Consider the following 24,433-nt stretch of genomic DNA (forward strand, 5'->3'; position numbering starts at 1 on the left):
TTTTTTCAGATATTTAAAAACTGAAGCTAATAATACTTATGGATTAATAAAACGTTAAATTAGCTGCGCCAATAAATATTTTTCCATAAGCCGGATTAGCATAAACAATGAAATTCTGGCATGAAAATATATAATTTTTTCAAAAATATTCCATAGGTGTCATCGTATCAGGTCTGTAAATATCCCGATAAAAATATAAACCACTCAAAACGATTGGTTTTGAGTGGTTTCTTATGTCAGTTATTAATTAGCTGCACTGGTACGAATCAAATAATCAAAAGCACTTAATGCCGCTTTAGCACCTTCACCGGCAGCAATAATAATCTGCTTATAAGGTACGTTTGTACAGTCACCGGCGGCAAAAACACCCGGCACACTGGTTTTACCAAAAGCATCAATTGCAATCTCGTGCATTGGTTCAGTTAAGTCTACTGTACCTTGCAAAAATCCGGTATTTGGTAATAAACCAATCTGAACAAAAATACCTTCCAATGCCAGATGATGCTCTGTATTGCTTACCCGGTCCAAATAGTTCAGACCATTAACTTTGCCGTTTTCGCCGGTTACCTCGGTAGTCTGAGCATTCATAATAATCTGAACATTAGGCAGACTATGCAATTTTTGCTGTAATACTTCATCAGCACGCATTTTGTCGGAAAATTCCAGCAGAGTAACATGCTTAACAACGCCAGCCAGATCAATGGCAGCTTCTGCACCGGAATTACCACCGCCAATTACGGCTACATCTTTGCCTTTAAATAACGGGCCATCACAATGCGGACAATAAGTCACACCTTTCGTACGGTATTCCTGCTCACCGGGCACATTCATTGAGCGCCAGTGTGCACCTGTAGACAGGATAATGGTACGCGATTTTAAAACAGCACCACTTTCTGTATGTACCTCAATCAGTCCGCCTGTAGTTTTAGCCGGTACCAGCGCACTGACTCTTTGCAAATTCATAATATCGACATCATAACTGCGTACGTGGCTTTCTAAATCATGGGCAAAACGCGGACCGTCGGTACGCAAAACAGATATGTAATTTTCAATATCCAGCGTGTCGAGAACCTGACCACCAAAACGTTCGGCCACAATACCGGTACGAATACCTTTACGTGCTGCATATACAGCGGCAGCAGCACCGGCAGGTCCCCCGCCCACAATCAGCACGTCAAACGGTGCTTTTGCATTCAGTTCATCAACTGCCGCACTTGCAGCATTGCTGTCCAGTTTAGCAACAATTTCTGCCAGTTCCATTCTGCCCTGACCAAATGGTTCACCATTCAGAAAAACTGCCGGCACACCCATAATCTGTTTCGCTTCAATTTCTTCCTGAAACAATGCTCCGTCAATAGCTGTATGGCTGATATTCGGATTGAGAATAGTCATCAGATTCAATGCCTGTATAACATCCGGACAATTGTGACAGGTAATAGAATAATAAGTTTCGAAGTGATAACTGCCCTGCAAATTTTTAATTTGTTGCTGTAATGATTCTGCTTCTTTAGATGGATGACCGCCTACCTGCAATAAAGCCAGTACCAGTGAACTGAATTCATGCCCCATTGGATTACCGGCAAAAACCAGTCCTGTATGCACACCGGGATTAGTGATTTCAAAAGATGGCTTACGTTCAGACTGACCATCGGTACGCAGACTGACTTTATCGCTTAACGCCTCTACTTCCTGTAACAGTGCCAGCATGTCGCGAGCACCTTTACTTTCGTCCAGCGTAGCAATAATTTCAACCGGTCTGGTTACATATTCAAGATAAGCTTTTAGTTGGTTTTTCAAAGTGTCGTCTAACATTTTACTGCTCCATTACATTAATAAAAATAAACTATAGATATTCTATTTTTGATAGCCTACATTTTTGTTTTAGTAAAAAGCCCGTATACCGCAGCCGGTATTCGGGCTGAATGACTGTTTATTTAACAGTAAGTTTCTGATGTGTGTATTTAAGTGTGTTAGATTTTACCAACCAGTTCCAGAGAAGGAGCCAGAGTTTTTTCGCCTTCTTTCCATTTAGCAGGACAAACTTCACCAGGATGAGAAGCAACATATTGTGCAGCTTTAACTTTACGTACCAGATCTGAAGCTTCACGACCGATACCTTCAGCAGTTACTTCCACACACTGGATAATACCCTGCGGGTCAACCAGGAATGTAGCACGGTCGGCAGAACCCTGACCTTCACGCAGTACACCAAAATTAGTTGTTAGGGTAGCATTGCGGTCACCCAGCATAAAGTACTTAATTTTGGCAATTGTGTCAGAAGCATCGTGCCATGCTTTATGAGTAAAATGAGTATCGGTAGAAACAGAGTAAACTTCTACGCCCAGTTTCTGCAATTCTTCATAGTGGTCAGCCAGATCACCTAATTCAGTAGGACAAACAAAAGTAAAATCTGCCGGATAGAAAAAGAATATAGACCATTTACCTTTTACGTCAGCATCACTGATGTCTACAAATTTACCATTATGAAAGGCAGTGGTATTGAACGGTTTGATTTCAGTGTTAACATTAGCAACCATGAAATATCTCCTTGAATGTACAGGTTGAATTAATCGATGGATGTATAGTACACAAATTTACTCAATAAATATAATCAAATGATTTTATGTAATCGATAGTTTTTATTTTTCATAAAAAACAAAGTATTATATTTTCAGAATTATAAAAATAACTTACAAACCAGATAAATACACTAAATTCATATATAAAAACTATTAGCTGTATGGGAGTTGCTCTGCAAATAAATCTAAAATAGCTGTAACTAAATCGATCACAGCTTGTATGCTGCACATTACTGATATTTGCCCTGTGCATTTATCAAGATTAATATACAGATTATTATAAAAAAAGAAGTCAAATTAAGATTGATATCGGCAAAAAATTTTTTCACTTTTTAGTTTCAGTTTAATTCTGCTACTGAATATTTGCAGGTGATGTATGGTATGAAAACGCATATTCTGCAATTGATAATATTTATACTGGTATTCATATGGTCTGCTTATCAACCGCATGACTACCCTACCTGGTGGCTTGAAGTTTTTCCGGCATTGCTGGGATTGATACTTCTTGTATTCACCTATTCCCGTTTTCGTTTCAGTCAGCTTATGTACTGGGTAGTTTTAGTTCATGCAATTATATTACTGATTGGCGGACATTATACTTATGCCGAAGAGCCGGTATTTAATTATCTGCGCGGTGTATTTGGCTGGTCACGTAATAATTACGATAAGCTTGGACATTTTTTTCAGGGTTTTTCACCAGCTATTATAGCCAGTGAATTACTATGGAGATTACAAATTGTACGCTACCGCGGCTGGGTGGTATTTTTGAGTGGGTGTGTATGTATGACAATTAGTGCTATATACGAATTGTTCGAGTGGCTGGTAGCAACACTGAGTAATCAGGAAGCAGTTACTTTTCTTGGTACACAGGGCGATGTATGGGATACACAGAAAGACCTGCTTTGGTGTCTGATAGGTTGCAGTACCATGCTTATCTATCTTTATTTTAGTAAACAGCACTTACGGAGACCATCACGTTAAAAACGCAGGCAGTTACCATTACAAGTAAAAATCAGATCGGATCCAACTGATAACAGCAAAGTATCTGATTAATCTTGCATGGCAGCTTTGACTAAAGCTGCCATCTCTTAACGCTCAGATAATTAGGCTGAAACGGATTGTGTTTTTTCCAATTTGATTTTTAATTCTTTGATATCTTCTTCAAATATCATAATTACGCCCAGATAGGCCATACCAAACATCATAGCCGTAATGAATGAACTGGCAATTGCCATGGTATTCATCCATACCAACCCTAAAGCAAATACCAGAAAACACAAAGCAAATATGACATTAAAATAGAACTTTACTCTTTTAAATTTTTGCTCTTTGTGTGCAAGCTGTACACTTAAATCATTACTGTTTGTTGAAAATTCAGCAGTTTGGTTCATGTATTCAAACTCCAGTAAATGTAAAGCTAATGAATATTATTGTAATGTCAAATTACAAGACAAGTCTATTTTAACCGGTATTACACTCGTAATGAAGAACTATTTTAACAATTTGATATAAGAGAATAACTCAGAAGTATTCTGTTAACGCCTGTTTTATCAAATACACATCCGCAAAATTATCAATTTTATTTATATGACATATTGTAAATATTTTTAATTTATAACTAATATTCAAATATATATATAGTTTTAAAGCTGCATAGCTTCAAAAATTTTATTTTCTGTCTGTTCAAATTACGGCTAACTTTTCATCAATTTTATATATATTTATTAGCTATAAGAACTGATTAATTTGTCACACTTTATTTAGTACAAATAGAATAAAATGTTATCAGTCTGAATCTTAAAAAATCAAAAGGGCTGAAACCATCAGTCAGTTTCAGCCCTGTTTATCAATAAACAAATTACTTCTTATCTGCTAAGAAGATATTCTATTAATAACAATCGTTATTTAACTATCTTCAAACCTTTTTTCGCACCAGATTTATTACTGTCATCTGCAGGTAAACTCTCTGGCACAGAAGGCTCGTTTTCAGATATGATGTTATCCTCGCCTGCTGTTGGGTGTTCACTGTTTTCAGTAAGAGGTTCTACATCAAACCCCATGCCGTCACCAGTTTCTCTGGCAAAAAGACTGATTACATGACCAACCGGAATCCATATATCATGAGAAACGCCGCCAAAACGGGCAGAAAAACTAACCCATTCATTATCTATATTCAGATTATGTGCGGCTACAGGCCCGATATTAAGCACAATTTCATTGTTTTTTACATACTGAAGCGGTACCTGAGTTTTATCATTTACCCATACAGCAATATGCGGTGTATACCCGCTATCCAGCGACCATTCATATAATGCTCGCAGAATATACGGTTTGGTGTTCAGCTTGCTCATTGTCCTCCCCTTTGTCAGGATAATTTAACGACGCATCGCTTTCTCGGCAGGTGTTAAGGCATCAATAAACGCTTCACGCTGAAAAATACGTTCCGCATATTTAAGCAATGGCGCAGCTGATTTTGGCAGCTTAATATCATAGTGATCCAGACGCCACAAAAGCGGAGCCAGCGCCACATCAATCATGGAGAAATCATCACCGATAATATATTTGTTTTTAGTGAATGCAGGAGCCAGCATCGTTAAGCCCTGAGTAATGGCTTCGCGGGCTTTGTTCATTTCCTTATTACTTGATTCAGGATTTTCCAGCACCAGTACATGACTGAACAGTTCTTTTTCCAGACGATATAAAACAAGACGGCCGCGACCACGCATAATCGGGTCTGCCGGCATTAGCTGCGGATGCGGAAACCGCTCATCAATATATTCATTAATAATATTGGATTCATATAAAATTAGGTCACGTTCAACCAGAACAGGAACCTGATTATACGGATTCATCACGGCCAGATCTTCCGGCTTATTGAAAACGTCTACATCTTTAATTTCAAAATCCATGCCTTTTTCATAAAGTACAAAGCTGCAACGCTGACTAAACGGGCAAGTAATACCCGCATATAATGTCATCATAATTAGTTTCCCAGAATTACTGTATAATCAATACAGTGTGGTGTTTAAGAATTATCCAATTATAGACAAATGACTCTATTTTTACCAGAAAAATAGCTTAAGTTTATGTTTATTAAAATTTTTATTATATAAATTACCGCTAATCACACAAAATTTATTTAAGCCGGATTAGGCTCGTCAAAAAACTGCTGAGTAATCCCGAATTCACAGGCTAATGCACAGGCAAGTGCCTGAATACCATATCTTTCGGTAGCATGATGTCCTGCCGCGATGAATACCACTCCGCATTCCTGAGCCAGATGGTATTGCGGTTCGGATATTTCACCTGTAATAAATGCATCAACCCCGGCATCAATAGCCTGCTGAAAAAAACTCTGGCCGCCGCCGGTACACCAGGCCAGCCTGCGTACTGGTTGTTGTTTGTCAGCACATAACAATATGGGTTTGTGATTCAGGCCTAGCTCAATCTCCTGAGCCAGCTGTTCTGCAGTTTGCTCATAGGTTAAAGCACCGTACTGAATTAAATTCTGTTCACCGCCACAGCCGGTAATCTGCCAGCCTAAACGCTGAGCCAGCTGCACATTATTCCCCCAGCGCGGATGCGCATCCAGCGGTAAATGATAGCCAACCAGATTAATATTATTGGCTAATAATGTCTGAATACGGCGTTTTTTCCAACCTGTAATCACAGCCGCTTCATTTTTCCAGAACATACCATGATGAACCAGCAGCATATCTGCCTGCTGCTTTACGGCAAAATCAATAGCAGCCTGACTGGCAGTGACAGCACAAACAATAGTGCTAACTTCATCCCTGCCTTCTACCTGTAACCCATTCGGGCTGAAATCGCGAAACTGAGCAACCGCCAGCTCCTGAGCGCACCAGTCTAAAATTTCTTTTCTGAAAGCCATAAATTTCCTTTAATCGTGCAAGATATAGCAGTCTGCATTGTTAATACATAGCTTTATTCTTATTACAATAAAGTCATTATACTAACAAGCACAGGGAGAAAGCTGAAAATGTCTGAATACAGCTGAGTGAATATGAAATTATAAAAAATCATTATCTTTAAATAAAAATATTTATATGCTTTGTGATTAACTAAATAAATGTTATTTTATGTTAATATTTATCAAAATAATGTAGTATTAAATTTAAAAGCTCGCAGATTTTTGGAATATCAAAATGAAAATATTGCTTTTGTTATTAATTTTAAGTTTAAGCGGATGTCTTAACAGCAACAATGATAGCGAACAGGACAAAATTAAAAAAATGGAGGAACAACGGATAATCACAGACACCACAGAGATTACTGTGCGCATTCCATCAAAAGTATCAGGTAAAAAACTGGAGATTACCCTGCCGCGCTGCATGTTTGGTTTTAGTATAAAAAATAAAATTATTGATGGTATAGTCGAGCAAAAGGCAGCAGCAGTTATATTTGCCTTACCTACTTTATCAGGTTTTCCCAATGATGAAGAAGCAATTCATCGATGTCCTGATTTTTCTAAGCCTGTTGTAGGTCTTAGTTTTGCGCCGTTATTTCGCCACATAAAAGCAGAAAAACTGGAATATGGAAATCATTGGTTCAAACGGGAAAATTACCGATTCCGATTAAAAGAAAAGAAAAATAATCAGGAATTGTATTATATTGGTATTTCAGGAAAACAAACTATGTTTATTAATAAATCCGAAACCAATCAACAAGATTTAAGAATTGATTTCTGGCCATTTGATGTTAAGGATGAATACGATGCTTTTCCGCATCAAATTGATATTTATTCTGTTTTAGATAAAGAGTTTAGTGTTGCTTACACTGTATATTCCTCGAGATTTCTACATGGAAAATATAAACCACCAGTAAGCCAGAACTATTTTGTTGATGGATTAATTCAAGTATATAAGCACAATGAAAGTTTACTTGATCATCCGGAAATTCAACTGGGTTTCATTCAAAATAATAACCGTATTCTGGATTATATCCATCAGCACAGTAAGGTAGTTACAGACCAAAATCATTAAGAATAGCCATATTTAATCTTGCTGATATTTGATTACAGAAAAAACTAAAACTATTAATTTCTCACCATTTAAAATTAATTTTTCAATATATTATTAAGATAAAAAGCTGCCGGTTGCTAATGATGCAACCGGCAGCTTTTTACCTTGAAATAATTAGTTTTGCAGAGCTGTCTTTATGCGTTGATGTAAATTCTGAATACTGTAAACATCAGTACGGGATAAACGGCTTACACCCTCGCTCATCGCTAAAGCACCTGCGATGGTGGTATATAGTGGAATACGCATATTCAGTGCACTACGGCGGATTGAATGGCTGTCTTTAATAGACTGTACATCACTGCTGACAGTATTAACAACCAGAGCAATCTCACCGTTTTTAATGGCATCAACAATATGCGGACGCCCTTCAGTTACCTTATTCACCACTTGCACATTGATTCCGTGCTCAGCCAGAAAAGCTGCTGTCCCGCGAGTGGCACATAGTCCGTAACCGAGCGACTGAAAATTGGTTGCCACCTGAACAACAGCAGGTTTGTCTTCATTACGTACAGCCAGAAACACTTTACCAATAGTCGGCATACGTTCACCCGCTCCGAGCTGGGCTTTTAAATATGCTTCGGCAAATGTTTCACCAACACCCATTACTTCACCGGTAGAACGCATTTCCGGCCCGAGAATGGTATCTACGCCGGGAAATTTAATAAAAGGAAATACGGCTTCCTTAACTGCAAAAAATTCAGGAATAACTTCTTGTGTGTAGCCCTGTTCGGCCAATGAGATACCGGCCATAACCCTTGCTCCAATTTTAGCAAGAGACACACTTGTGGCTTTAGATACAAATGGAACAGTACGTGAAGCACGCGGATTAACTTCAAGTACGTAAACGATATCATCCTGTACCGCAAACTGCACATTCATCAGACCAACTACATCTAAAGCCATTGCCATGGCTGCTGTCTGACGACGAATTTCATTCTGAATAGCTTCACTTAGCGAATAAGGCGGAATGGAACATGCTGAATCGCCACTATGGACACCTGCCTGTTCCACATGCTGCATGATGCCGCCGATAACCACCTGTTTACCATCACATATACAATCTACATCTACTTCAATAGCGTGGCTGAGAAAGTAATCAAGCAATACCGGGCTATCATTTGATACTTGTACAGCTTCGCGCATATAGGTTTGTAATTCATTGGCTGAATGCACTACCTGCATAGCTCGTCCGCCAAGTACATAAGATGGACGTACTACTAGCGGATAGCCAACTTCTTCAGCCAGTTGCAGTGCCTCTGCCTCGGTACGTGCTGTACGGTTTTCCGGTTGACGCAATCCCAGTTTATGTAGAATCTGCTGAAAACGCTCACGGTCTTCTGCTGCATCAATGGCATCGGCAGAGGTGCCGATAATATTAACACCATTAGCTACCAGTTCATTAGCCAGTTTTAAAGGCGTCTGACCGCCATAATGCACAATGAGACCGTCTGGCTGTTCGGTATGACAGATTTCCAGTACGTCTTCAAGGGTTAGCGGCTCGAAATACAATCTGTCAGAAGTATCATAATCTGTCGAAACGGTTTCAGGATTACAGTTCACCATAATGGTTTCAAAACCGGATTCGCGCAATGCTAATGCAGCATGTACACAGCAATAATCAAACTCAATACCTTGACCGATACGATTTGGTCCGCCACCAAGAATCATAATTTTTTTACGCTGTGTCGGTTCCGCTTCGCATTCTTCTTCATAAGTTGAGTACAGATAGGCAGTATCGGTAGCAAATTCCGCTGCACAGGTATCTACGCGTTTAAAAACCGGATGCAGATTCATGGCATAACGATGCTGCCTTACACTGGCTTCATCCTGATTAAGCAATTGCGCCAGCCGTTTATCAGCAAAACCTTTGCGTTTAAGTTTACGCAGATAACTGTAATCGATATCTTCCAGTCTGATCGCGGTCAGTTTATGTTCTTCATTAACTAGATCAGCAATCTGTGCCAAGAACCACGGATCAATAGCACAAATTGTATAGATTTCCTCTAATGAAAAGCCGGCACGAAATGCATCGGCGACATACAGTATGCGTTCAGGACCGGGATTAGCCAGTTCACGCTGAATGGCTGCACGGTCACTGCTGCGGCAATCAAAGCCGCTCAGACCGACCTCCAGACCGCGCAGAGCTTTATGGACAGATTCCTGAAATGTACGGCCGATAGCCATTACTTCCCCAACTGATTTCATCTGTGTCGTCAGGCGATCATCTGCGGACGGAAATTTTTCAAAGGCAAAACGGGGAACTTTAGTTACCACATAATCAATGGAAGGCTCAAAGGAAGCCGGTGTGCGTCCGCCGGTTATATCATTTTGCAATTCATTCAGTGTATAGCCTATTGCCAGCTTAGCTGCGATTTTGGCAATCGGAAAACCAGTAGCTTTAGAAGCCAGAGCAGAAGAACGGCTGACACGCGGATTCATTTCAATCACAATCATTTCGCCGTTTTGCGGATTAACGGCAAACTGCACATTAGAGCCACCGGTATCCACACCGATTTCACGCAGCACTGCCAGAGAGGCATCACGCATCAGCTGATATTCTTTATCCGTCAGTGTTTGTGCCGGAGCTACTGTAATCGAATCACCGGTATGTACACCGCACGGATCAAAATTTTCTATCGAACAGATAATAATGCAATTGTCGGCACGGTCACGCACCACTTCCATTTCATATTCTTTCCAACCCAGTACAGACTGTTCGACCAGTAATTCATGAGTAGGTGAAGCATCAAAACCACGTTCACAAATAGTAATAAATTCATCTTTATTGTAGGCAATACCGCCGCCACTGCCGCCCATGGTGAAAGACGGGCGAATTAATGCAGGAAATCCAACCTGTGCCTGTGCATCCAGAGCCTGCTCCATGCTATGGCAAATAAAGGATTTCGGGGTATGCAGACCGATTTTATTCATTGCTTCTTTAAAACGGCCGCGGTCTTCTGCTTTATCAATTGCATCTTCGGATGCACCAATCAGCTCTACCTGATATTTTTTCAGAATACCGTTATGCGCCAGATCAAGAGCACAGTTGAGTGCCGTTTGCCCGCCCATCGTTGGCAAAATGGCATCGGGACGTTCTTTTTCAATAATTTTTGCCACTGTCTGCCACATAATCGGCTCAATGTAAGTAACATCAGCCATATCCGGATCTGTCATAATCGTAGCCGGATTGGAATTAACCAGAATGACTTTATAGCCCTCTTCACGCAATGCCTTGCATGCCTGAGCTCCGGAGTAGTCAAACTCGCATGCCTGACCAATTACAATAGGACCGGCACCAATAATTAGGATAGATTTTAAGTCTGTGCGCTTAGGCATACTGATACCTTTATCAAAAAATTATCTGTTAATTTAGCGGTATGGCAAGATTGATTTTCTGACAGTCAATCGGTCATTCGATACTTGCCGTCCATAATTTCAGTGCAAACGCAATAAACATTAGCCCGATTGTGGCTACTGCCCCGGCAGCCAGACGCTGATAGTGACGAAACCACTTGACCAGCGATAAGCCACTGAATATCAGTACGCTTAGATAAGTCAGGCTGAAAATTTGCAAAATAATAGCCAGCAGTAAAAAACTATATGCCGGATGTGAGTAATGCGGATCAACAAACTGAACAAAAAAAGCCAGAAAAAACAAAATGGCTTTCGGGTTTAACAAACTGAGCAGCAAAGCATGCTGAAAGTAATGACGTGCCGGAAGCGGTTTACTGGCTTGTGCCGGCTCACACAATGATTGTCTGAAAACATCTGCAGCAGCCTGCTGACGTCTGTTCCATTGCTTAAGAGCTGAACGCAGCAACTGCCAGCCCAGATAAAACAAATACAAACCACCGACCAGTTTCAGTATTAAAAACAATGCAGGTATGGTTTTGATAATCGATGTTGCACCTGAAGCTGAAAGCAACATCAAAATACTGTCACCCAGAAATATTCCGGCAACCGCACAATAAGCAGCCCGTGCTCCATATTTTCCGGCCATAGCCAAACAATACATTGAATTTGGTCCCGGCAGCAGAACAATTGCTATGGCACCAACAATATACGTTCCCAGATCAGTAATACCAAACATGGGGATTCCTGTACTTTTTTACTATTCTCAATAAATGTAGTTCGTAATATCACGCAATTAATTTTTATTTGCCGCCTGCATATGTTCGATAAAGCGGTCAAAAAGGTAGGCAACGTCGTGCGGGCCCGGACTGGCTTCCGGATGTCCCTGAAATGAAAAAGCCGGCTGACTGGTCATGCTAATACCTTGTAGTGAACCGTCAAACAGCGATTTATGAGTAATACGAACATTTTCCGGTAAAGTATCTGCATCTACTTCAAAACCATGATTCTGACTGGTAATCACAACCCGGTCGGTATCCATATCCTGTACCGGATGATTGGCTCCGTGATGACCAAAAGGCATTTTGCGGGTTTTCGCCCCTAAAGCCAGACCAAGCAGCTGATGTCCCAGACAAATACCGAATAGTGGCAGTTTATGTGCCAGAATTTCCTGCACAGCTTTAATGGCATAATCACAAGGTTCCGGATCACCCGGCCCGTTAGACAAAAATACGCCGTCAGGATTCAATGCCAGTACTTCAGCTGCCGGTGTAGTAGCAGGAACCACAGTCAGACGGCAGCCGCGTTCACTCAGCATACGCAAAATATTGGTTTTTACCCCGAAATCGTAGGCAACCACATGATATCTGGCTTCCTGCGGTTGAACATAACCCTGCCCCAGCTGCCATTCACCCTGAGTAAATTCATATTTTGCAGAACAGCTTACTTCTCGTGCCAAATCTTTTCCGGCCATGCTGCCAAAAGCACGTGCCATTTCCAGAGCCTGTTCTTTATTTGCATCGGCACCAGTCAAAATACAGCCGGCCTGTGAACCTTTATCCCGCAGCAAACGGGTAAGGCGTCGGGTATCAATATCTGCGATTGCCACAGTATGTTGACGTTTCAGATAATCGGACAGGCTTTCTTGCGCACGAAAATTACTGTGCAATAAAGGTAAGTCGCGAATAATTAACCCGGAAGCATAAATTTGTTTACTCTCAGTGTCTTCACTGTTGATGCCGGTATTGCCGATATGCGGATAAGTAAGAGTCACCATCTGCTGGGTGTAAGACGGATCAGTGAGAATTTCCTGATAGCCAGTCATGCTGGTATTGAAGACTACTTCACCAACTGCCTGCCCGGCTGCTCCAATGCTGACACCATGAAATACGGAACCGTCAGCCAACACCAGAATTGCACTTGTAGTCATGGATGAGTCCTGTGTATTTAATAGACCGTCAATAACGACAATCTGTTTTTTATGGATTAATAATCGTGCTTCCAGTTACCAGTTGCAGGCAAAAAAAAACACGCCACTTCACGCAAAAAGCGTGAGCTACGTGCTTGATTATGGCAGAGACATAATATCTGACACTGCCATGAAAGCAATGCATTTTAGCTAATCTTCTCTGCTTTGGCAATGCAGATATTACTAAATAAAAAAGAAAATTTTTATTAATCTGCTGAGCAGCCCGCCGGCTGCCCTTTAGACTGACTGCAAATTTTACAACATTATTTAGCGTACATGATAATTCGGCGCTTCTTTGGTGATTTGCACATCGTGTACATGCGACTCACTCATACCCGCTGCGGTAATTTCAACAAATTCTGCCTTATCATGCATATCATGAATGGTTTTACAACCCAGATAGCCCATGCTGGAGCGTAATCCGCCTACGAGCTGATGGATAATCTGACTGATTGGTCCTTTATAAGGTACCCGTCCCTCGATGCCTTCCGGCACATATTTATCAGCGCTGGAGACATTATCCTGAAAATAGCGGTCAGATGAGCCCTGGCTCATGGCTCCCATTGAACCCATACCGCGATAGGATTTATAAGAGCGTCCCTGATAAAGCTCGATTTCGCCCGGTGCTTCTTCAGTACCGGCGAACATACCGCCCAGCATTACCGCAGAGGCGCCGGCTGCCAGTGCTTTAGCCAGATCACCTGAAAAGCGTATACCACCGTCAGCAATCAGCGGCACACCAGTACCGGCAAGTTCTGCAGCCACATTATGAATAGCGGTTAACTGCGGCACACCTACACCGGCTACTATACGGGTTGTACAGATTGAGCCCGGCCCAATGCCAACTTTAACTGCATCCACTCCGGCTGCAACCAGATCACGCGCAGCAGCGGCTGTTGCTATATTACCGCCAATGACATCTACATCGGGATAATGCTGTTTTACCCAGCGTACACGTTCTATTACACCCTGACTGTGTCCATGTGCTGTATCCACCACCAGTACATCTACTCCGGCCTGTACCAGAGCAGCTACCCGCTCGTCTGTGTCTTTTCCGACTCCGACTGCTGCGCCTACTCTCAGCCGCCCTTCACTGTCTTTATTGGCATTAGGAAAAGCCGTGTTTTTTAATATGTCTTTTACTGTAATCAGACCTTTCAGCACCCAGTCTTCATTCACTACCAGCACACGCTCAATTTTATGTGTATGCATTAATTCACGGGCATCATCGATACTGGTAGTTTCACTTACAGTAACCAAACGCTCACGCGGGGTCATAATACTGGATACTTTTTGCTGCAGATTACGTTCAAAACGTAAATCCCGGTTAGTAACCAAACCAACAACTTTGCCATTTTCCAGTACCGGTAAGCTGGAAACTTTGTATTTACGCCCGGGACCAATTAAATCGCTAATCAGCGTATCAGGTGTAATAGTTACTGGATCCTTGACCACACCACTTTCATATCGTTTAACATTGGCTACGGCACGTGCCTGCCGTTCAACACTCATGTTTTTGTGAATAATGCCAATACCGCCTTCCTGAGCCATGGAAATAGCCAGCCTAGCCTCAGTAACCGTGTCCATCGCCGCTGATACCAGTGGTAAATTCAGATTAATCCGGCGGGTAAGCGGGGTTTTCAGAATAACGTCGCGCGGCAGTACTTCAGAATGAGCAGGTACGAGTAGCACGTCGTCAAAAGTGTAAGCTTTTTCGACTATACGCATTTTAGGGCTTCTTTTTAGAGGATGAGAAGAAATTCAGATAAGGGAATTGGCGGGCAATTTTAACAAATATACGACACACTGGCAAAATATACTTTTACATAAATCTGTCAATTGACAAACATTGTTTTTTTTTATCGTATAATGGTCAAAACATATATTTTCAAACCCAAGGAAAAGTAAACATGCGTCACAAAATACTGAAAATGTCACTGGCAATGGTACTGATGGGCAGCACATTAATAGCAGGTGCTGTGGAGGTATATACATGGCGTGATAACAAAGGCGTAAGTGAATACTCAGACTCTCCCGTTAACCTCACCCCGGGCAAAACTCAGCGATTCAATGTACGAACACAGACCACTACCTCACTGGCTCAGCCCAAAATTAATGCTGAGGCCAGCTCTGAGTCTCTGACTGATCAACAGGCAGAGCTTAACCGCAAAATTGAAGAACAGAATAAACAGACAGCTGAGCAAAACAAAAAAATTGCGGCTGAAAATAAGAAAAACCGTGATGCCGCCTGCAAAACTTCGCAGATGAACCGCAAAATGGCAGATAGCCTGCGCACCAATAATCGCGATGCACTGATTAAACGTTATGATGAAGACGTACGGCTGAATTGTAATTAAATTTTTACTCTTGACTATTTTACTTCTCATCCATAAGTTGTTTATGCAGCTTATGGACTTTTTTATGGCTGCATACATAGTTATTAACCAGATATACCATTACTATGACCGATACCACAGCCGCATCATCCAGCTTTGCAGACAATCATAAATTTGATATAGCCCTGTTTCTTAAAAACCTGCCTTTAGTGCCGGGTGTATACCGTATGCTTGATGCAAGTGATAAAGTATTATATGTAGGCAAAGCGGTGAATCTGAAACGCCGCGTCAGCAGCTACTTTCAGAAAACCGATTTATCGCCCCGTATTCAGCTTATGGTGAAACAAGTGGCGCGAATTGAAGTTACAGCCACTCATTCAGAAACAGAAGCATTGATTCTAGAAAATAACTTTATCAAGGCATTATCGCCGAAATACAATATTCTGTTCCGGGATGATAAAAGCTATCCTTATCTGATGCTGAGCGGACATGAGTTCCCGCAAATGGCTTATTACCGCGGCAGTCTGAAAAAAAATAACCAGTATTTCGGTCCTTATCCTAATGGTTATGCAGTACGCAACAGCATCCAGACATTACAGAAAGTATTCAGACTGCGTACTTGTGAAGATAGTGTATTTGAACATCGCGACCGTGCCTGCCTGCTTTACCAGATTAAGCGTTGTTCTGGTCCATGTACAGGACATATCAATGCTGAAGATTATCAGAGCAGTGTTAAAGCTGCTGTCAGCTTTCTGCAGGGAAAAACCAGTGAGCTGACTGCTTCTCTGCATTCCAAAATGCAACATGCCGCTGAACAGCTGGATTTTGAAACGGCAGCACAGGTACGAGATCAGATTCAGGCACTGGGGCTGATGCAGTCTCAGCAATTTATAGACAGCAAACAGGCTCGTCACAATGACATTGATATCCTTGCGCTGGCTGAAGAAAATGATATTGTATGTATTCACTGGGTTAGTATTCGCGGCGGTCGACATGTAGGGGATAAAAATTTTTTTCCGGATACCCGCTACCGTGTTGCCGAAAAACTCAATCACTATGGAGAAGCATTTGCTGCACAACATTATCTGGGTAAAAATAAGCCGGATATAATCATCAGTAATTTTCAGTTTCCCAAAAGCCTGTGTGAAGCACTGAATAACGAAAACGGTAAACAGATTCAATTTATTCATAAAACTGTAGGTGAACGGCGCGTGTGGCTGAATATGGCGGAACGCAATGCGCATATGGCGATTGAACAGCATCGTTTACAGCAGCATAGCCAGCAACACCGGATTGAAGCGCTGGCTCAATTGCTGGATATGGATGCGGAAAATCTGAACCGGATTGAATGTTTTGATATCAGCCATACTCAGGGCGAAGCCACAATTGCCTCATGTGTGGTATATGAAGATGAAGCCATGCAGCCTGCCAAATATCGCCGCTACAACATTACAACCGCAAAGGCCGGTGATGATTATGCCGCCATGCGCGAAGTATTAACCCGTCGCTACGGACGACTGGCAGATAATGATGACAGTATCGGTGCATGGCCGGATCTGGTGCTCATAGACGGAGGCAAAGGTCAGGTACATATGGCTCTGGATGTATGGCAGGAGCTGGGTATTCATATTCCGATAGTCGGTATTGCCAAAGGTCCGGAACGTAAAGCCGGTCTGGAAGAACTGATTATTCCGCATCAGCAGCGCAATATCCGGATAGAACCGCACAATCCTGCCCTGCATTTGTTACAAACTGTCCGGGATGAATCTCACCGTTTTGCTATTACCGGTCATCGGCAGAAACGTGCCAAAGCAAGAGTCACTTCTTCGCTTAACGACATACCGGGTATCGGCAGCAAGAGGCGTCAGGCACTATTAACCCGTTTTGGGGGTTTACGCGGCGTGGTTGCTGCCAGTGTGCATGATCTGAGTCAGACGGAAGGTATTAGCCTTGCTCTGGCCGAAAAGATATATGATGCTTTACATTAGTACAAATAAATTAATATTGCAAATAAACAATACCGGAATATCCAGAAATTTTGTTTACAATATTAAATATACAATTATTGAATGACAAAACAGTGCTACTTATAGCAAATATCATTTTGAGATAATACAGAGCATTATTATAAATATGTCAAAACAATATTTATTACTTCATTAGACTATATACTCATGACTGGAAACCAGAGATACTGGATATTATTAATTATTACCAGAACATTACCAAATTTGCTTATAACCAGTAAATAGCAAAAGATTAAAGCAAGGTTTGGCTAAAATATTTATTTTTCTTTACATAAAAACATACCGGTTTTGAATATATATCGAAGTTTGAGGATATACTGACTAGTGAATTCTTTATTTTCTTTTGTTCTTTTTTGTACTTGTATCTGTTTTTTAATTTTATTTTTCGCCAAAATAATCAAATGGCTTTTCTTACGTTCAGCTTAATGATAAAAATATTAACTAATTAATTTGGTAAAAAAGTATATAAACCTTACTCAATACTTACTGTAAAATAAACATAATGACTCATATCATTTTATATTTAATTATGAATCAATATATTTATTCCGTACTCAATTATTTATAACATCAGCACCAAATGCAGCATTTTAATTAGAAATGTAATAGCCCGAGCCAGAATTAATTTTTAAACAGACATTCATATATACAATCGGTTAGTGATAAATCTAAATATTTTAATGAGTTCAGCAGCAGAGAATATTATTTTCCAGTTGCTGTAATTTAAGGTAATTATGATAACTGACCCATCAATATAATGATAATTATATATATGATTTAAATCAAACCACAACATTTAAATATATTTAATTTAAAAAGATTTATATATAATAAAATAATTTTTATTTACAATAAAATTTAAATATGATTCAGCATTACTTAAATCGCAGAAAATTGATCAGATTTTTAATTAGCTATTTAATATTTATAATATTTTTTTTCATTATATTCGAATTCCATGTTGGTTTTAAAGATATAAATAGAATTTTTACACGAGAGATAGTTTTGGGTCTAATAAAAGAAACTTTCATTCTCTTTTTATACTTCTTTTTTTTGTTCAAAACGACTAAAGCTATTTTCATTCGCAACAGCAAAAATCAATCATCTTCTTTTAAATCTTTATTTTTTAAATTAGCACTTAATATTGGTTTAATTTTGCTATTTCACTTTGTTGTTTATTTATTAAGTATCTACTACAGAGATTTAGAGTACACTACTTTAGCATATTATTTAGCGTACACTATTTATGGTTTAATGATATATTTCATTTTATATTGCTGGGCAGTCAGTATTTTTTTACTAATAAATATAAAAATCATAAAATATTTTTTACGGGCAGAAGAAAATGTTCAGATTTCTTCTTATAGACTTGTATCCGAAGATTTATTTATGTTTTTAATTAGTTACTCATTAGTTATAATCTGCATGATTGCATCATACTACTCTTTTGGTGATTATACTTACCAATTCAATATTTTGTTAGGAAGCGGATATTTAATCTTAATTCTGCTCGGAATTAATTTTTTAACTTTTATATTGATTATATTTGTTTCTACTATTAAACCTGTAAAATGTATTTTTTTTAATATTGAAAATAGTGAATTCTTTTCATTTAATTCTTTACTTAGCAGCTCCGGATTATCTCTGATAAACTGCCTCTTTTTGTTTTTTATTAACGGTATATTATTTTTTATAGAATCTTCACAACTTATACAACTTGTTTTCATTTCAGGTGAAATTTTCTGCTTGTGTATCTTTATTCGTTTTTTTATTTTACTTCTTGCTAAAATAATTCAATTATTTTTCTCTTTCTTAACCGGGATAAGAGATTTTAAATAAATTAATACAGAATAAATAGCAAAATATTTATATCTTTATAATAATTAAAAATATTCATTTAAAATATTATAATTAAACTATTATTTTCATAAATAAAGTATTGCTTAATAAAAAATAAACTATATAATTTATTTACCTAACTTTTTTTAGCTTAGGTTATTAATTTAAATTATAAAAAATCTTAAAAGCATATAAAAGGAGAAAATAATATGTATAATATTGACTACAATAGCTATCGCTCTATAAACAGTTTTAATCAGCGCGTACGCTTTTTAATATTACATTATACTGCTGAAAATTTTGCTGATTCGATCAAATCACTCACCAGTTCAAATACGAGCATTCATTATCTGATTCCGGATGAGACAGAAGCAAGCTATCAGGCAGCCGGTTTTAAAGAGCTGCGTATTTTTAATTTGGTGGCAGAAACAGACCGAGCTTGGCATGCAGGTGTCAGTAATTGGCAAGGACGTAGTAATCTGAATGATACTTCCATAGGTATAGAAGTTGTTAATCTGGCTACTGATAATAACGGTATATTTACTTTTCCATCCTATGGAGTAAATCAGATTAAAGCGCTCAAACAACTAGCTCTGAATATTCTCCAGCGTTATCCGGACATTACGCCAACTCATGTTATCGGCCATTCAGATATCGCACCACAACGCAAAAGTGATCCGGGCGCGGCCTTTCCATGGAAAGAACTTTACAAAGCAGGAATTGGCGCCTGGTTTGATACAAAAACCAAATTAAATTATCTAATCCAATTCATAAAGCAAGGAATACCTGATAATGCAACCATTTTAAAACAATTAAATCGTTATGGTTACGATATCACCGATGCTGACGCTGATGCTGAACAATTCAGCAAACTGATACGTGCTTTTCAATTGCATTTCCGTCCGACTGACTATAGCGGAAGAGTGGATTGCGAAACGGTTGCTATTTTATATGCTTTAATTGATAAATATTTTCCGGAGGCATAAAATTTTTACTTAAAAAAAAGCAGATGTTAAGCAGTTTGAAAAAGCCACGAACATAGATATTAAGTCCGTAGCTTTTTCAAATGAATGATAAATAAACTGATAATTTATCCGTAGTGGATAGCCAACTGCTTATAAGCGGGTAACTGAAAGTACACCTTTAACATCGCTCAGGTGGCTAAGCACCCGGGGTAAATCATTTACCTGTTGTACTTCAACAGTAAATCGCAACTGAGCTTCCATATCACGTGATAACGTCTGTACCGCAGTAACATTAAGCCGGTTGCGTGCCAGTGTTTCAGAAATATCACGCAATAATCCACTGCGGTCTCTGGCACGAATTTCGATATCAATAGCAAAAACCTGCCCGGCTGAATCACTTGCCCAGGATGCAGGTAATACTTTATCCGGAGAAATCTGAGCCAGATATTGAAACGAAGAACAATTGCTACGATGGATTGAGATACCACGTTCCCGTGTTACAAAACCAATAATTTTGTCTCCGAATGCCGGTTTGCAGCATTTAGCCAGTGTTGTAAATAAACCAGCCTCACCATCCACGAGAACACCACCAAAATTTTTCTTAATTTTACTGCGTTTGACTAAATGATTTTCTGTTACCGGTGCTTCCGGTTTTTCCAGTAAAGTATCGACTGCTTTCTGAATCATGCGGCCCGAAACTTCACCATGCCCCATAGACAGATAAAAATCATCTGCACTGGAAAATCCCAGAGCTTCAGCCAGCTTATGAATATTTGGCTGCACCTGCATTTTTACTAACTGTTTTTCCAGCGCAGCACGTCCTGATTCCCGTATGGATTCACCGTTCTGCTGCCGGATAAACGCACGAATCTTACTAATGGCTTTATTACTTTTCACCCAGCCATCATGCAACCAGTTAACCGATGGTTTACCTTCGCGTGCAGTAATAATTTCAACCCGCTGACCATTCTCCAATGGTGTGGATAACGGGACAATCTGCCCGTCTACTTTGGCTCCGCGACAGCGGTTACCAATATCTGTATGTAATGCATAGGCAAAATCAATCGGAGTGGCACCAGCCGGTAAAGAGAATACCTTGCCATGCGGAGACAGAACATAAATAGTGTCGTTAAACAGTTCTGTCTGGAAAGCACGTGACAGATCTTCACGGCTACTATCGTTTTCGGCGATATTTTCGCGCCAGTCGAGCAACTGACGTAACCATGCTATTTTATGTTCATAGGCTTCATTACCCTTGCCACCCTCTTTATAGCGCCAGTGAGCGGCTACACCAAACTCTGCATAACGATGCATATCAAAAGTTCGAATCTGGATTTCCACGCCTTTGTCTTCAGGTCCGACGACAACAGTATGCAAACTTTGATAATCATTGGGTTTAGGATGGGCAATATAATCATCAAATTCACCCGGTATAGGCTGCCATAAGCTGTGCACGATCCCCAGAGTGGCATAACAGTCTGCTACTGTATCCACCAGAATGCGTACTGCCCGTATATCATACAAACCATCAAAGCTCAGTTTCTTTTTTACCATTTTACGGTAAATAGAATAGATATGCTTTGGTCGTCCGGCCACTTCAAAATGCATATTCAGGCGACTCAGTTGCTGTCTGAGGGTATCAACAAAATGTTCAATATAGTCCAGACGCTCAGTACGCTTTTCATCCAGCAGACGGGCAATTTTCTTATATTCATCCGGATTCTGATAACGAAAACTTAAATCCTCAAGCTGCCATTTCAGCTGCCATACTCCCAAGCGATTGGCCAGAGGGGCAAAAACTGTCATGGTTTCTTTAGCTACGTCCTTTTTTAAATTTTCGTCTGTGACTTTACTCAGGTAGCTCATGGTCTGGGCGCGCATGGCAAGTTTAATCAGTACGACCCGGATATCCGATACCATCGCCAGTAACATCTGTCGCATTGCTTCAGCCTGCTGCTGCCGTTCCTCCTGTGTAGCCAGAGGGCTGATGCTGACAAAATAAGTAAGCTTCTGTACCTGATACAAACCTGCAACCAGCTGCATTACACTGTCACCACATTCTTCTTTGACAATATTTTTCCAGTCAGTGACATAATTGGGCAGACAGCTCAGCATTGTGGCGGCAACAGCATCGGCCATCAAATCCATATCTGCTACCGATTTAGCAGCAGCCATTAAATTGATATACAGATCTTCACCGGCAAAGGTTACCGCGTCTTTTGGATAGCTGTTATTTACCAAAGTCTGGGCATGCCGGAGCATTACTCCCATCGCCGCTGGTAAGGTGGCAATATAATCATCTAACCAGACACACGGTAAGCATGGATTGGTGACAAGAGCTTGATCAGGCGTGCTAACCATGTTATCAACCTGTTGATTTGTGTAAATTATGGCGACCATTTTACCAAAACAGACCATTTTATGCTTCATATTAGGCTGTAGAAAAACAGGAATAGTGCTATTATGCGCAACTTTCGCATACACTATATGCAAATAACTTCGCTCGTCCCGCGTTTATAGCTTTCGCATATAGTCTTTATTTTTAAAGGATTTATAATGCAGACTCATCCCGAAGTCATAGGTGTTGACGCGCTGGCCGAAAAAATTCGCAAAATTCCGAACTGGCCACAGGAAGGAATTTTATTTCACGACATTACTCCGGTATTACAAAGCCCGCAGTACTTCCGTTTGCTGGTAGATTTAATGGTTTACCGGTATATGGATCAGAAAATTGATGTTGTGGCCGGTCTGGATGCACGCGGTTTTATTATCGGTGCTGCTCTTGCCTATCAGCTGAATGTCGGTTTTGTTCCCATCCGTAAAAAAGGCAAGCTTCCTTTTACTACTATTGCGGAAAGTTACGAACTGGAATACGGACATGCAACCATCGAAATGCACACTGATGCAGTAAAACCGGGTACTCGTGTGCTGCTGGTAGATGATCTGGTTGCCACCGGAGGTACGATGAATGCCGGTGTAAAACTGATTCGTAAACTGGGTGCTGAAGTAGTAGAGGCAGCTGCAATTATCGAATTTACAGACCTGCCCGGCGGCAAAAAAATTCGAGATGAAGGAGTACCATTGTTTACGCTATACCAGAATTCCGGTTCTGTTGAGCAATAAAATCCTTCTGGTTGAACTTTTACCTGATAAATAAAAAAGCAGAGCAAAACGCTCTGCTTTTTTATACAAAAATATACTTATTTAGTTAATATCCAGTACCGGCATGGTTTTTACCAGCTCATCCACAGCTTTAACCTGAGCAAGAAATGGTTCGAGCAAATCCAAAGGTAAAGCGCTAGGACCATCGCAACGTGCCTTATCTGGATCAGGATGTGATTCAAGAAATAAACCGGCCAGCCGGGTAGCCATACCGGCTAGTGCCAGATCCAGTACCTGACTGCGACGCCCGCCTGAAGCGGCAGCATCAGCCTGACGTTGCTGCAATGCATGGGTTACATCAAAAATAACCGGTAAATCAGCACAAACTTTTTTCATCACACCAAAACCCAGCATATCAACTACCAGATTATCATAACCAAAGCTGCTGCCACGCTCACACAGAATAAGCTGCTGATTGCCAGCTTCATAAAACTTTTCAACAATATTCTTCATCTGGTGCGGGCTTAGGAACTGAGGTTTTTTAATATTAATTACTTTACCGGTTTGTGCCAGTGCCACCACTAAATCAGTCTGACGGGCTAAAAATGCCGGCAACTGCAATACATCGGCAACCTCTGCTACCGGTACAGCCTGATACGGTTCATGCACATCGGTAATTACCGGCACACCGAATTCCTGTTTAATTGCAACAAAAATTTTCATTCCCTCTTCCAGCCCTACTCCGCGATAGGAATGAATAGAAGAGCGGTTGGCTTTATCGAATGAGGCCTTAAAAACCAGCGGAATGCCCAATTTACGGGTAACCTCTGCATAATGTGCACATGTGCGCATTGTTAAATCCAGATTTTCCAGTACATTCAGACCACCAAACAGTACGAACGGTAAATGGTTGGCTACTTGAATATTGCCTACACGAATAATTCCGGCCACAATCAATCCTCAGTAAATTCTAATAAATGGATAACACCATTCATATTAACCTAAATGATTTATTTTACAAAAAATAGCAGTAATCAGTCCAAACCACTAAACAGCTTTGACAGTTTATCATTTCACTAAACCTGTTATCATGGCTTAAAATTTGTTTTTACATTAAATAGAATACTTGTGTCATTTATGATATAGGTTGAAATTCCAGTTTCACGCTACAATAGCAGTCATTAACTGGCTGGAAAATATGATACACGTTTTAACTTTCTGAA

Annotated in this window: 18 protein-coding genes; 6 read left to right on the forward strand and 12 right to left on the reverse strand. The window is 40.2% G+C overall.

Features of this window, described 5'->3' with window-relative positions; genetic code table 11:
• Positions 1–243: 243 nt before the first annotated feature.
• Both ahpF and ahpC read right to left on the reverse strand, forming a co-directional pair.
• On the reverse strand, positions 244–1,812 hold the full coding sequence (ahpF, locus tag GY065_RS08060) for an alkyl hydroperoxide reductase subunit F (protein WP_174833733.1): 1,569 nt from the start codon (positions 1,810–1,812) through the stop codon (positions 244–246).
• A gap of 158 nt (positions 1,813–1,970) precedes the next feature.
• Positions 1,971–2,537 carry an alkyl hydroperoxide reductase subunit C gene (gene ahpC, locus GY065_RS08065; RefSeq protein ID WP_025331058.1) on the reverse strand — a complete coding sequence of 189 codons (567 nt, stop codon included), beginning with the start codon at positions 2,535–2,537 and terminating at the stop codon, positions 1,971–1,973.
• 423 nt (positions 2,538–2,960) lie between these two features.
• On the opposite strand from ahpC, the gene GY065_RS08070 reads away from it, so the two are divergent.
• Positions 2,961–3,560, forward strand: coding sequence for a DUF2238 domain-containing protein (locus GY065_RS08070; RefSeq protein ID WP_174833734.1), 600 nt, complete (start codon positions 2,961–2,963; stop codon positions 3,558–3,560).
• A 122-nt stretch (positions 3,561–3,682) separates the two neighbouring features.
• Here the strand turns inward: GY065_RS08070 and GY065_RS08075 are convergent, their stop codons facing one another.
• From GY065_RS08075 to GY065_RS08090, 4 genes are all read right to left on the reverse strand, one after another.
• Positions 3,683–3,970: a hypothetical protein gene (locus GY065_RS08075; protein WP_037475305.1), complete on the reverse strand. Its 288-nt coding sequence runs from the start codon at positions 3,968–3,970 to the stop codon at positions 3,683–3,685.
• A 510-nt stretch (positions 3,971–4,480) separates the two neighbouring features.
• Positions 4,481–4,930, reverse strand: coding sequence for a ClpXP protease specificity-enhancing factor (locus tag GY065_RS08080; protein WP_037475303.1), 450 nt, complete (start codon positions 4,928–4,930; stop codon positions 4,481–4,483).
• 24 nt (positions 4,931–4,954) lie between these two features.
• Positions 4,955–5,560: a glutathione S-transferase N-terminal domain-containing protein gene (locus tag GY065_RS08085; RefSeq protein WP_025331062.1), complete on the reverse strand. Its 606-nt coding sequence runs from the start codon at positions 5,558–5,560 to the stop codon at positions 4,955–4,957.
• Between the two features lie 158 nt (positions 5,561–5,718).
• Positions 5,719–6,471, reverse strand: coding sequence for a Nif3-like dinuclear metal center hexameric protein (locus tag GY065_RS08090; RefSeq protein ID WP_174833735.1), 753 nt, complete (start codon positions 6,469–6,471; stop codon positions 5,719–5,721).
• Between the two features lie 460 nt (positions 6,472–6,931).
• Here GY065_RS08090 and GY065_RS08095 point away from each other — a divergent pair, with 460 nt between their 5' ends.
• Positions 6,932–7,582 carry a hypothetical protein gene (locus tag GY065_RS08095; RefSeq protein WP_174833736.1) on the forward strand — a complete coding sequence of 217 codons (651 nt, stop codon included), beginning with the start codon at positions 6,932–6,934 and terminating at the stop codon, positions 7,580–7,582.
• A gap of 153 nt (positions 7,583–7,735) precedes the next feature.
• On the opposite strand, the gene carB is transcribed toward GY065_RS08095, so the two are convergent.
• The 4 genes from carB to guaB all read right to left on the reverse strand — a co-directional run bounded on the left by carB (position 7,736) and on the right by guaB (position 14,669).
• Positions 7,736–10,957 (reverse strand): carbamoyl-phosphate synthase large subunit, encoded by a 3,222-nt coding sequence (carB, locus tag GY065_RS08100; RefSeq protein WP_174833737.1) that lies wholly within the window; start codon positions 10,955–10,957, stop codon positions 7,736–7,738.
• A 73-nt stretch (positions 10,958–11,030) separates the two neighbouring features.
• Complete coding sequence (gene leuE / locus GY065_RS08105; protein ID WP_084547217.1) at positions 11,031–11,711, reverse strand: leucine efflux protein LeuE; 681 nt, start codon at positions 11,709–11,711, stop codon at positions 11,031–11,033.
• A 57-nt stretch (positions 11,712–11,768) separates the two neighbouring features.
• Positions 11,769–12,902 (reverse strand): glutamine-hydrolyzing carbamoyl-phosphate synthase small subunit, encoded by a 1,134-nt coding sequence (carA, locus tag GY065_RS08110; RefSeq protein ID WP_174833738.1) that lies wholly within the window; start codon positions 12,900–12,902, stop codon positions 11,769–11,771.
• A gap of 306 nt (positions 12,903–13,208) precedes the next feature.
• Positions 13,209–14,669 (reverse strand): IMP dehydrogenase, encoded by a 1,461-nt coding sequence (gene guaB / locus GY065_RS08115; protein WP_174833739.1) that lies wholly within the window; start codon positions 14,667–14,669, stop codon positions 13,209–13,211.
• A gap of 182 nt (positions 14,670–14,851) precedes the next feature.
• Between guaB and GY065_RS08120 the strand changes: the two genes are divergently transcribed.
• The 3 genes from GY065_RS08120 (at position 14,852) to GY065_RS08130 (ending at position 20,129) form a co-directional block, all read left to right on the forward strand.
• On the forward strand, positions 14,852–15,298 hold the full coding sequence (locus GY065_RS08120) for a DUF4124 domain-containing protein (RefSeq protein WP_037475284.1): 447 nt from the start codon (positions 14,852–14,854) through the stop codon (positions 15,296–15,298).
• Positions 15,299–15,402: 104 nt separating this feature from the next.
• Positions 15,403–17,265 carry an excinuclease ABC subunit UvrC gene (gene uvrC / locus GY065_RS08125; RefSeq protein WP_174833740.1) on the forward strand — a complete coding sequence of 621 codons (1,863 nt, stop codon included), beginning with the start codon at positions 15,403–15,405 and terminating at the stop codon, positions 17,263–17,265.
• Positions 17,266–19,352: 2,087 nt separating this feature from the next.
• Positions 19,353–20,129, forward strand: a complete 777-nt coding sequence (locus tag GY065_RS08130) for an N-acetylmuramoyl-L-alanine amidase (protein ID WP_174833741.1) — start codon at positions 19,353–19,355, stop codon at positions 20,127–20,129.
• Between the two features lie 129 nt (positions 20,130–20,258).
• Here GY065_RS08130 and GY065_RS08135 read toward each other — a convergent pair whose 3' ends face one another.
• The gene (locus GY065_RS08135; protein ID WP_174833742.1) at positions 20,259–22,469 is read right to left on the reverse strand and encodes a bifunctional (p)ppGpp synthetase/guanosine-3',5'-bis(diphosphate) 3'-pyrophosphohydrolase; all 2,211 of its coding nucleotides are present in this window, start codon (positions 22,467–22,469) and stop codon (positions 20,259–20,261) included.
• A 195-nt stretch (positions 22,470–22,664) separates the two neighbouring features.
• On the opposite strand from GY065_RS08135, the gene GY065_RS08140 reads away from it, so the two are divergent.
• Positions 22,665–23,231 carry an adenine phosphoribosyltransferase gene (locus GY065_RS08140; protein WP_025331077.1) on the forward strand — a complete coding sequence of 189 codons (567 nt, stop codon included), beginning with the start codon at positions 22,665–22,667 and terminating at the stop codon, positions 23,229–23,231.
• An 81-nt stretch (positions 23,232–23,312) separates the two neighbouring features.
• Here GY065_RS08140 and kdsA read toward each other — a convergent pair whose 3' ends face one another.
• On the reverse strand, positions 23,313–24,152 hold the full coding sequence (gene kdsA, locus GY065_RS08145; protein WP_371731953.1) for a 3-deoxy-8-phosphooctulonate synthase: 840 nt from the start codon (positions 24,150–24,152) through the stop codon (positions 23,313–23,315).
• Between the last annotated feature and the right edge of the window lie 281 nt (positions 24,153–24,433).

Origin of the sequence: Snodgrassella sp. ESL0323 (assembly GCF_013346865.1) — a bacterium.
GTDB classification, from domain to species: Bacteria; Pseudomonadota; Gammaproteobacteria; order Burkholderiales; family Neisseriaceae; genus Snodgrassella; species Snodgrassella alvi.

Bases quoted from the DNA above. Each gene is read 5' to 3' on its own strand.
- carA (WP_174833738.1), bottom strand. From the start codon at position 12,902: ATGACTACAAGTGCAATTCTGGTGTTGGCTGACGGTTCCGTATTTCAT.
- ahpF (WP_174833733.1), bottom strand. From the start codon at position 1,812: ATGTTAGACGACACTTTGAAAAACCAACTAAAAGCTTATCTTGAATAT.
- GY065_RS08090 (WP_174833735.1), bottom strand. From the start codon at position 6,471: ATGGCTTTCAGAAAAGAAATTTTAGACTGGTGCGCTCAGGAGCTGGCG.
- carB (WP_174833737.1), bottom strand. From the start codon at position 10,957: ATGCCTAAGCGCACAGACTTAAAATCTATCCTAATTATTGGTGCCGGT.
- GY065_RS08070 (WP_174833734.1), top strand. From the start codon at position 2,961: ATGAAAACGCATATTCTGCAATTGATAATATTTATACTGGTATTCATA.
- GY065_RS08085 (WP_025331062.1), bottom strand. From the start codon at position 5,560: ATGATGACATTATATGCGGGTATTACTTGCCCGTTTAGTCAGCGTTGC.
- GY065_RS08095 (WP_174833736.1), top strand. From the start codon at position 6,932: ATGTTTGGTTTTAGTATAAAAAATAAAATTATTGATGGTATAGTCGAG.
- GY065_RS08130 (WP_174833741.1), top strand. From the start codon at position 19,353: ATGTATAATATTGACTACAATAGCTATCGCTCTATAAACAGTTTTAAT.
- leuE (WP_084547217.1), bottom strand. From the start codon at position 11,711: ATGTTTGGTATTACTGATCTGGGAACGTATATTGTTGGTGCCATAGCA.
- guaB (WP_174833739.1), bottom strand. From the start codon at position 14,669: ATGCGTATAGTCGAAAAAGCTTACACTTTTGACGACGTGCTACTCGTA.
- GY065_RS08135 (WP_174833742.1), bottom strand. From the start codon at position 22,469: ATGGTTAGCACGCCTGATCAAGCTCTTGTCACCAATCCATGCTTACCG.
- GY065_RS08140 (WP_025331077.1), top strand. From the start codon at position 22,665: ATGCAGACTCATCCCGAAGTCATAGGTGTTGACGCGCTGGCCGAAAAA.
- GY065_RS08120 (WP_037475284.1), top strand. From the start codon at position 14,852: ATGCGTCACAAAATACTGAAAATGTCACTGGCAATGGTACTGATGGGC.
- ahpC (WP_025331058.1), bottom strand. From the start codon at position 2,537: ATGGTTGCTAATGTTAACACTGAAATCAAACCGTTCAATACCACTGCC.
- GY065_RS08080 (WP_037475303.1), bottom strand. From the start codon at position 4,930: ATGAGCAAGCTGAACACCAAACCGTATATTCTGCGAGCATTATATGAA.
- uvrC (WP_174833740.1), top strand. From the start codon at position 15,403: ATGACCGATACCACAGCCGCATCATCCAGCTTTGCAGACAATCATAAA.
- GY065_RS08075 (WP_037475305.1), bottom strand. From the start codon at position 3,970: ATGAACCAAACTGCTGAATTTTCAACAAACAGTAATGATTTAAGTGTA.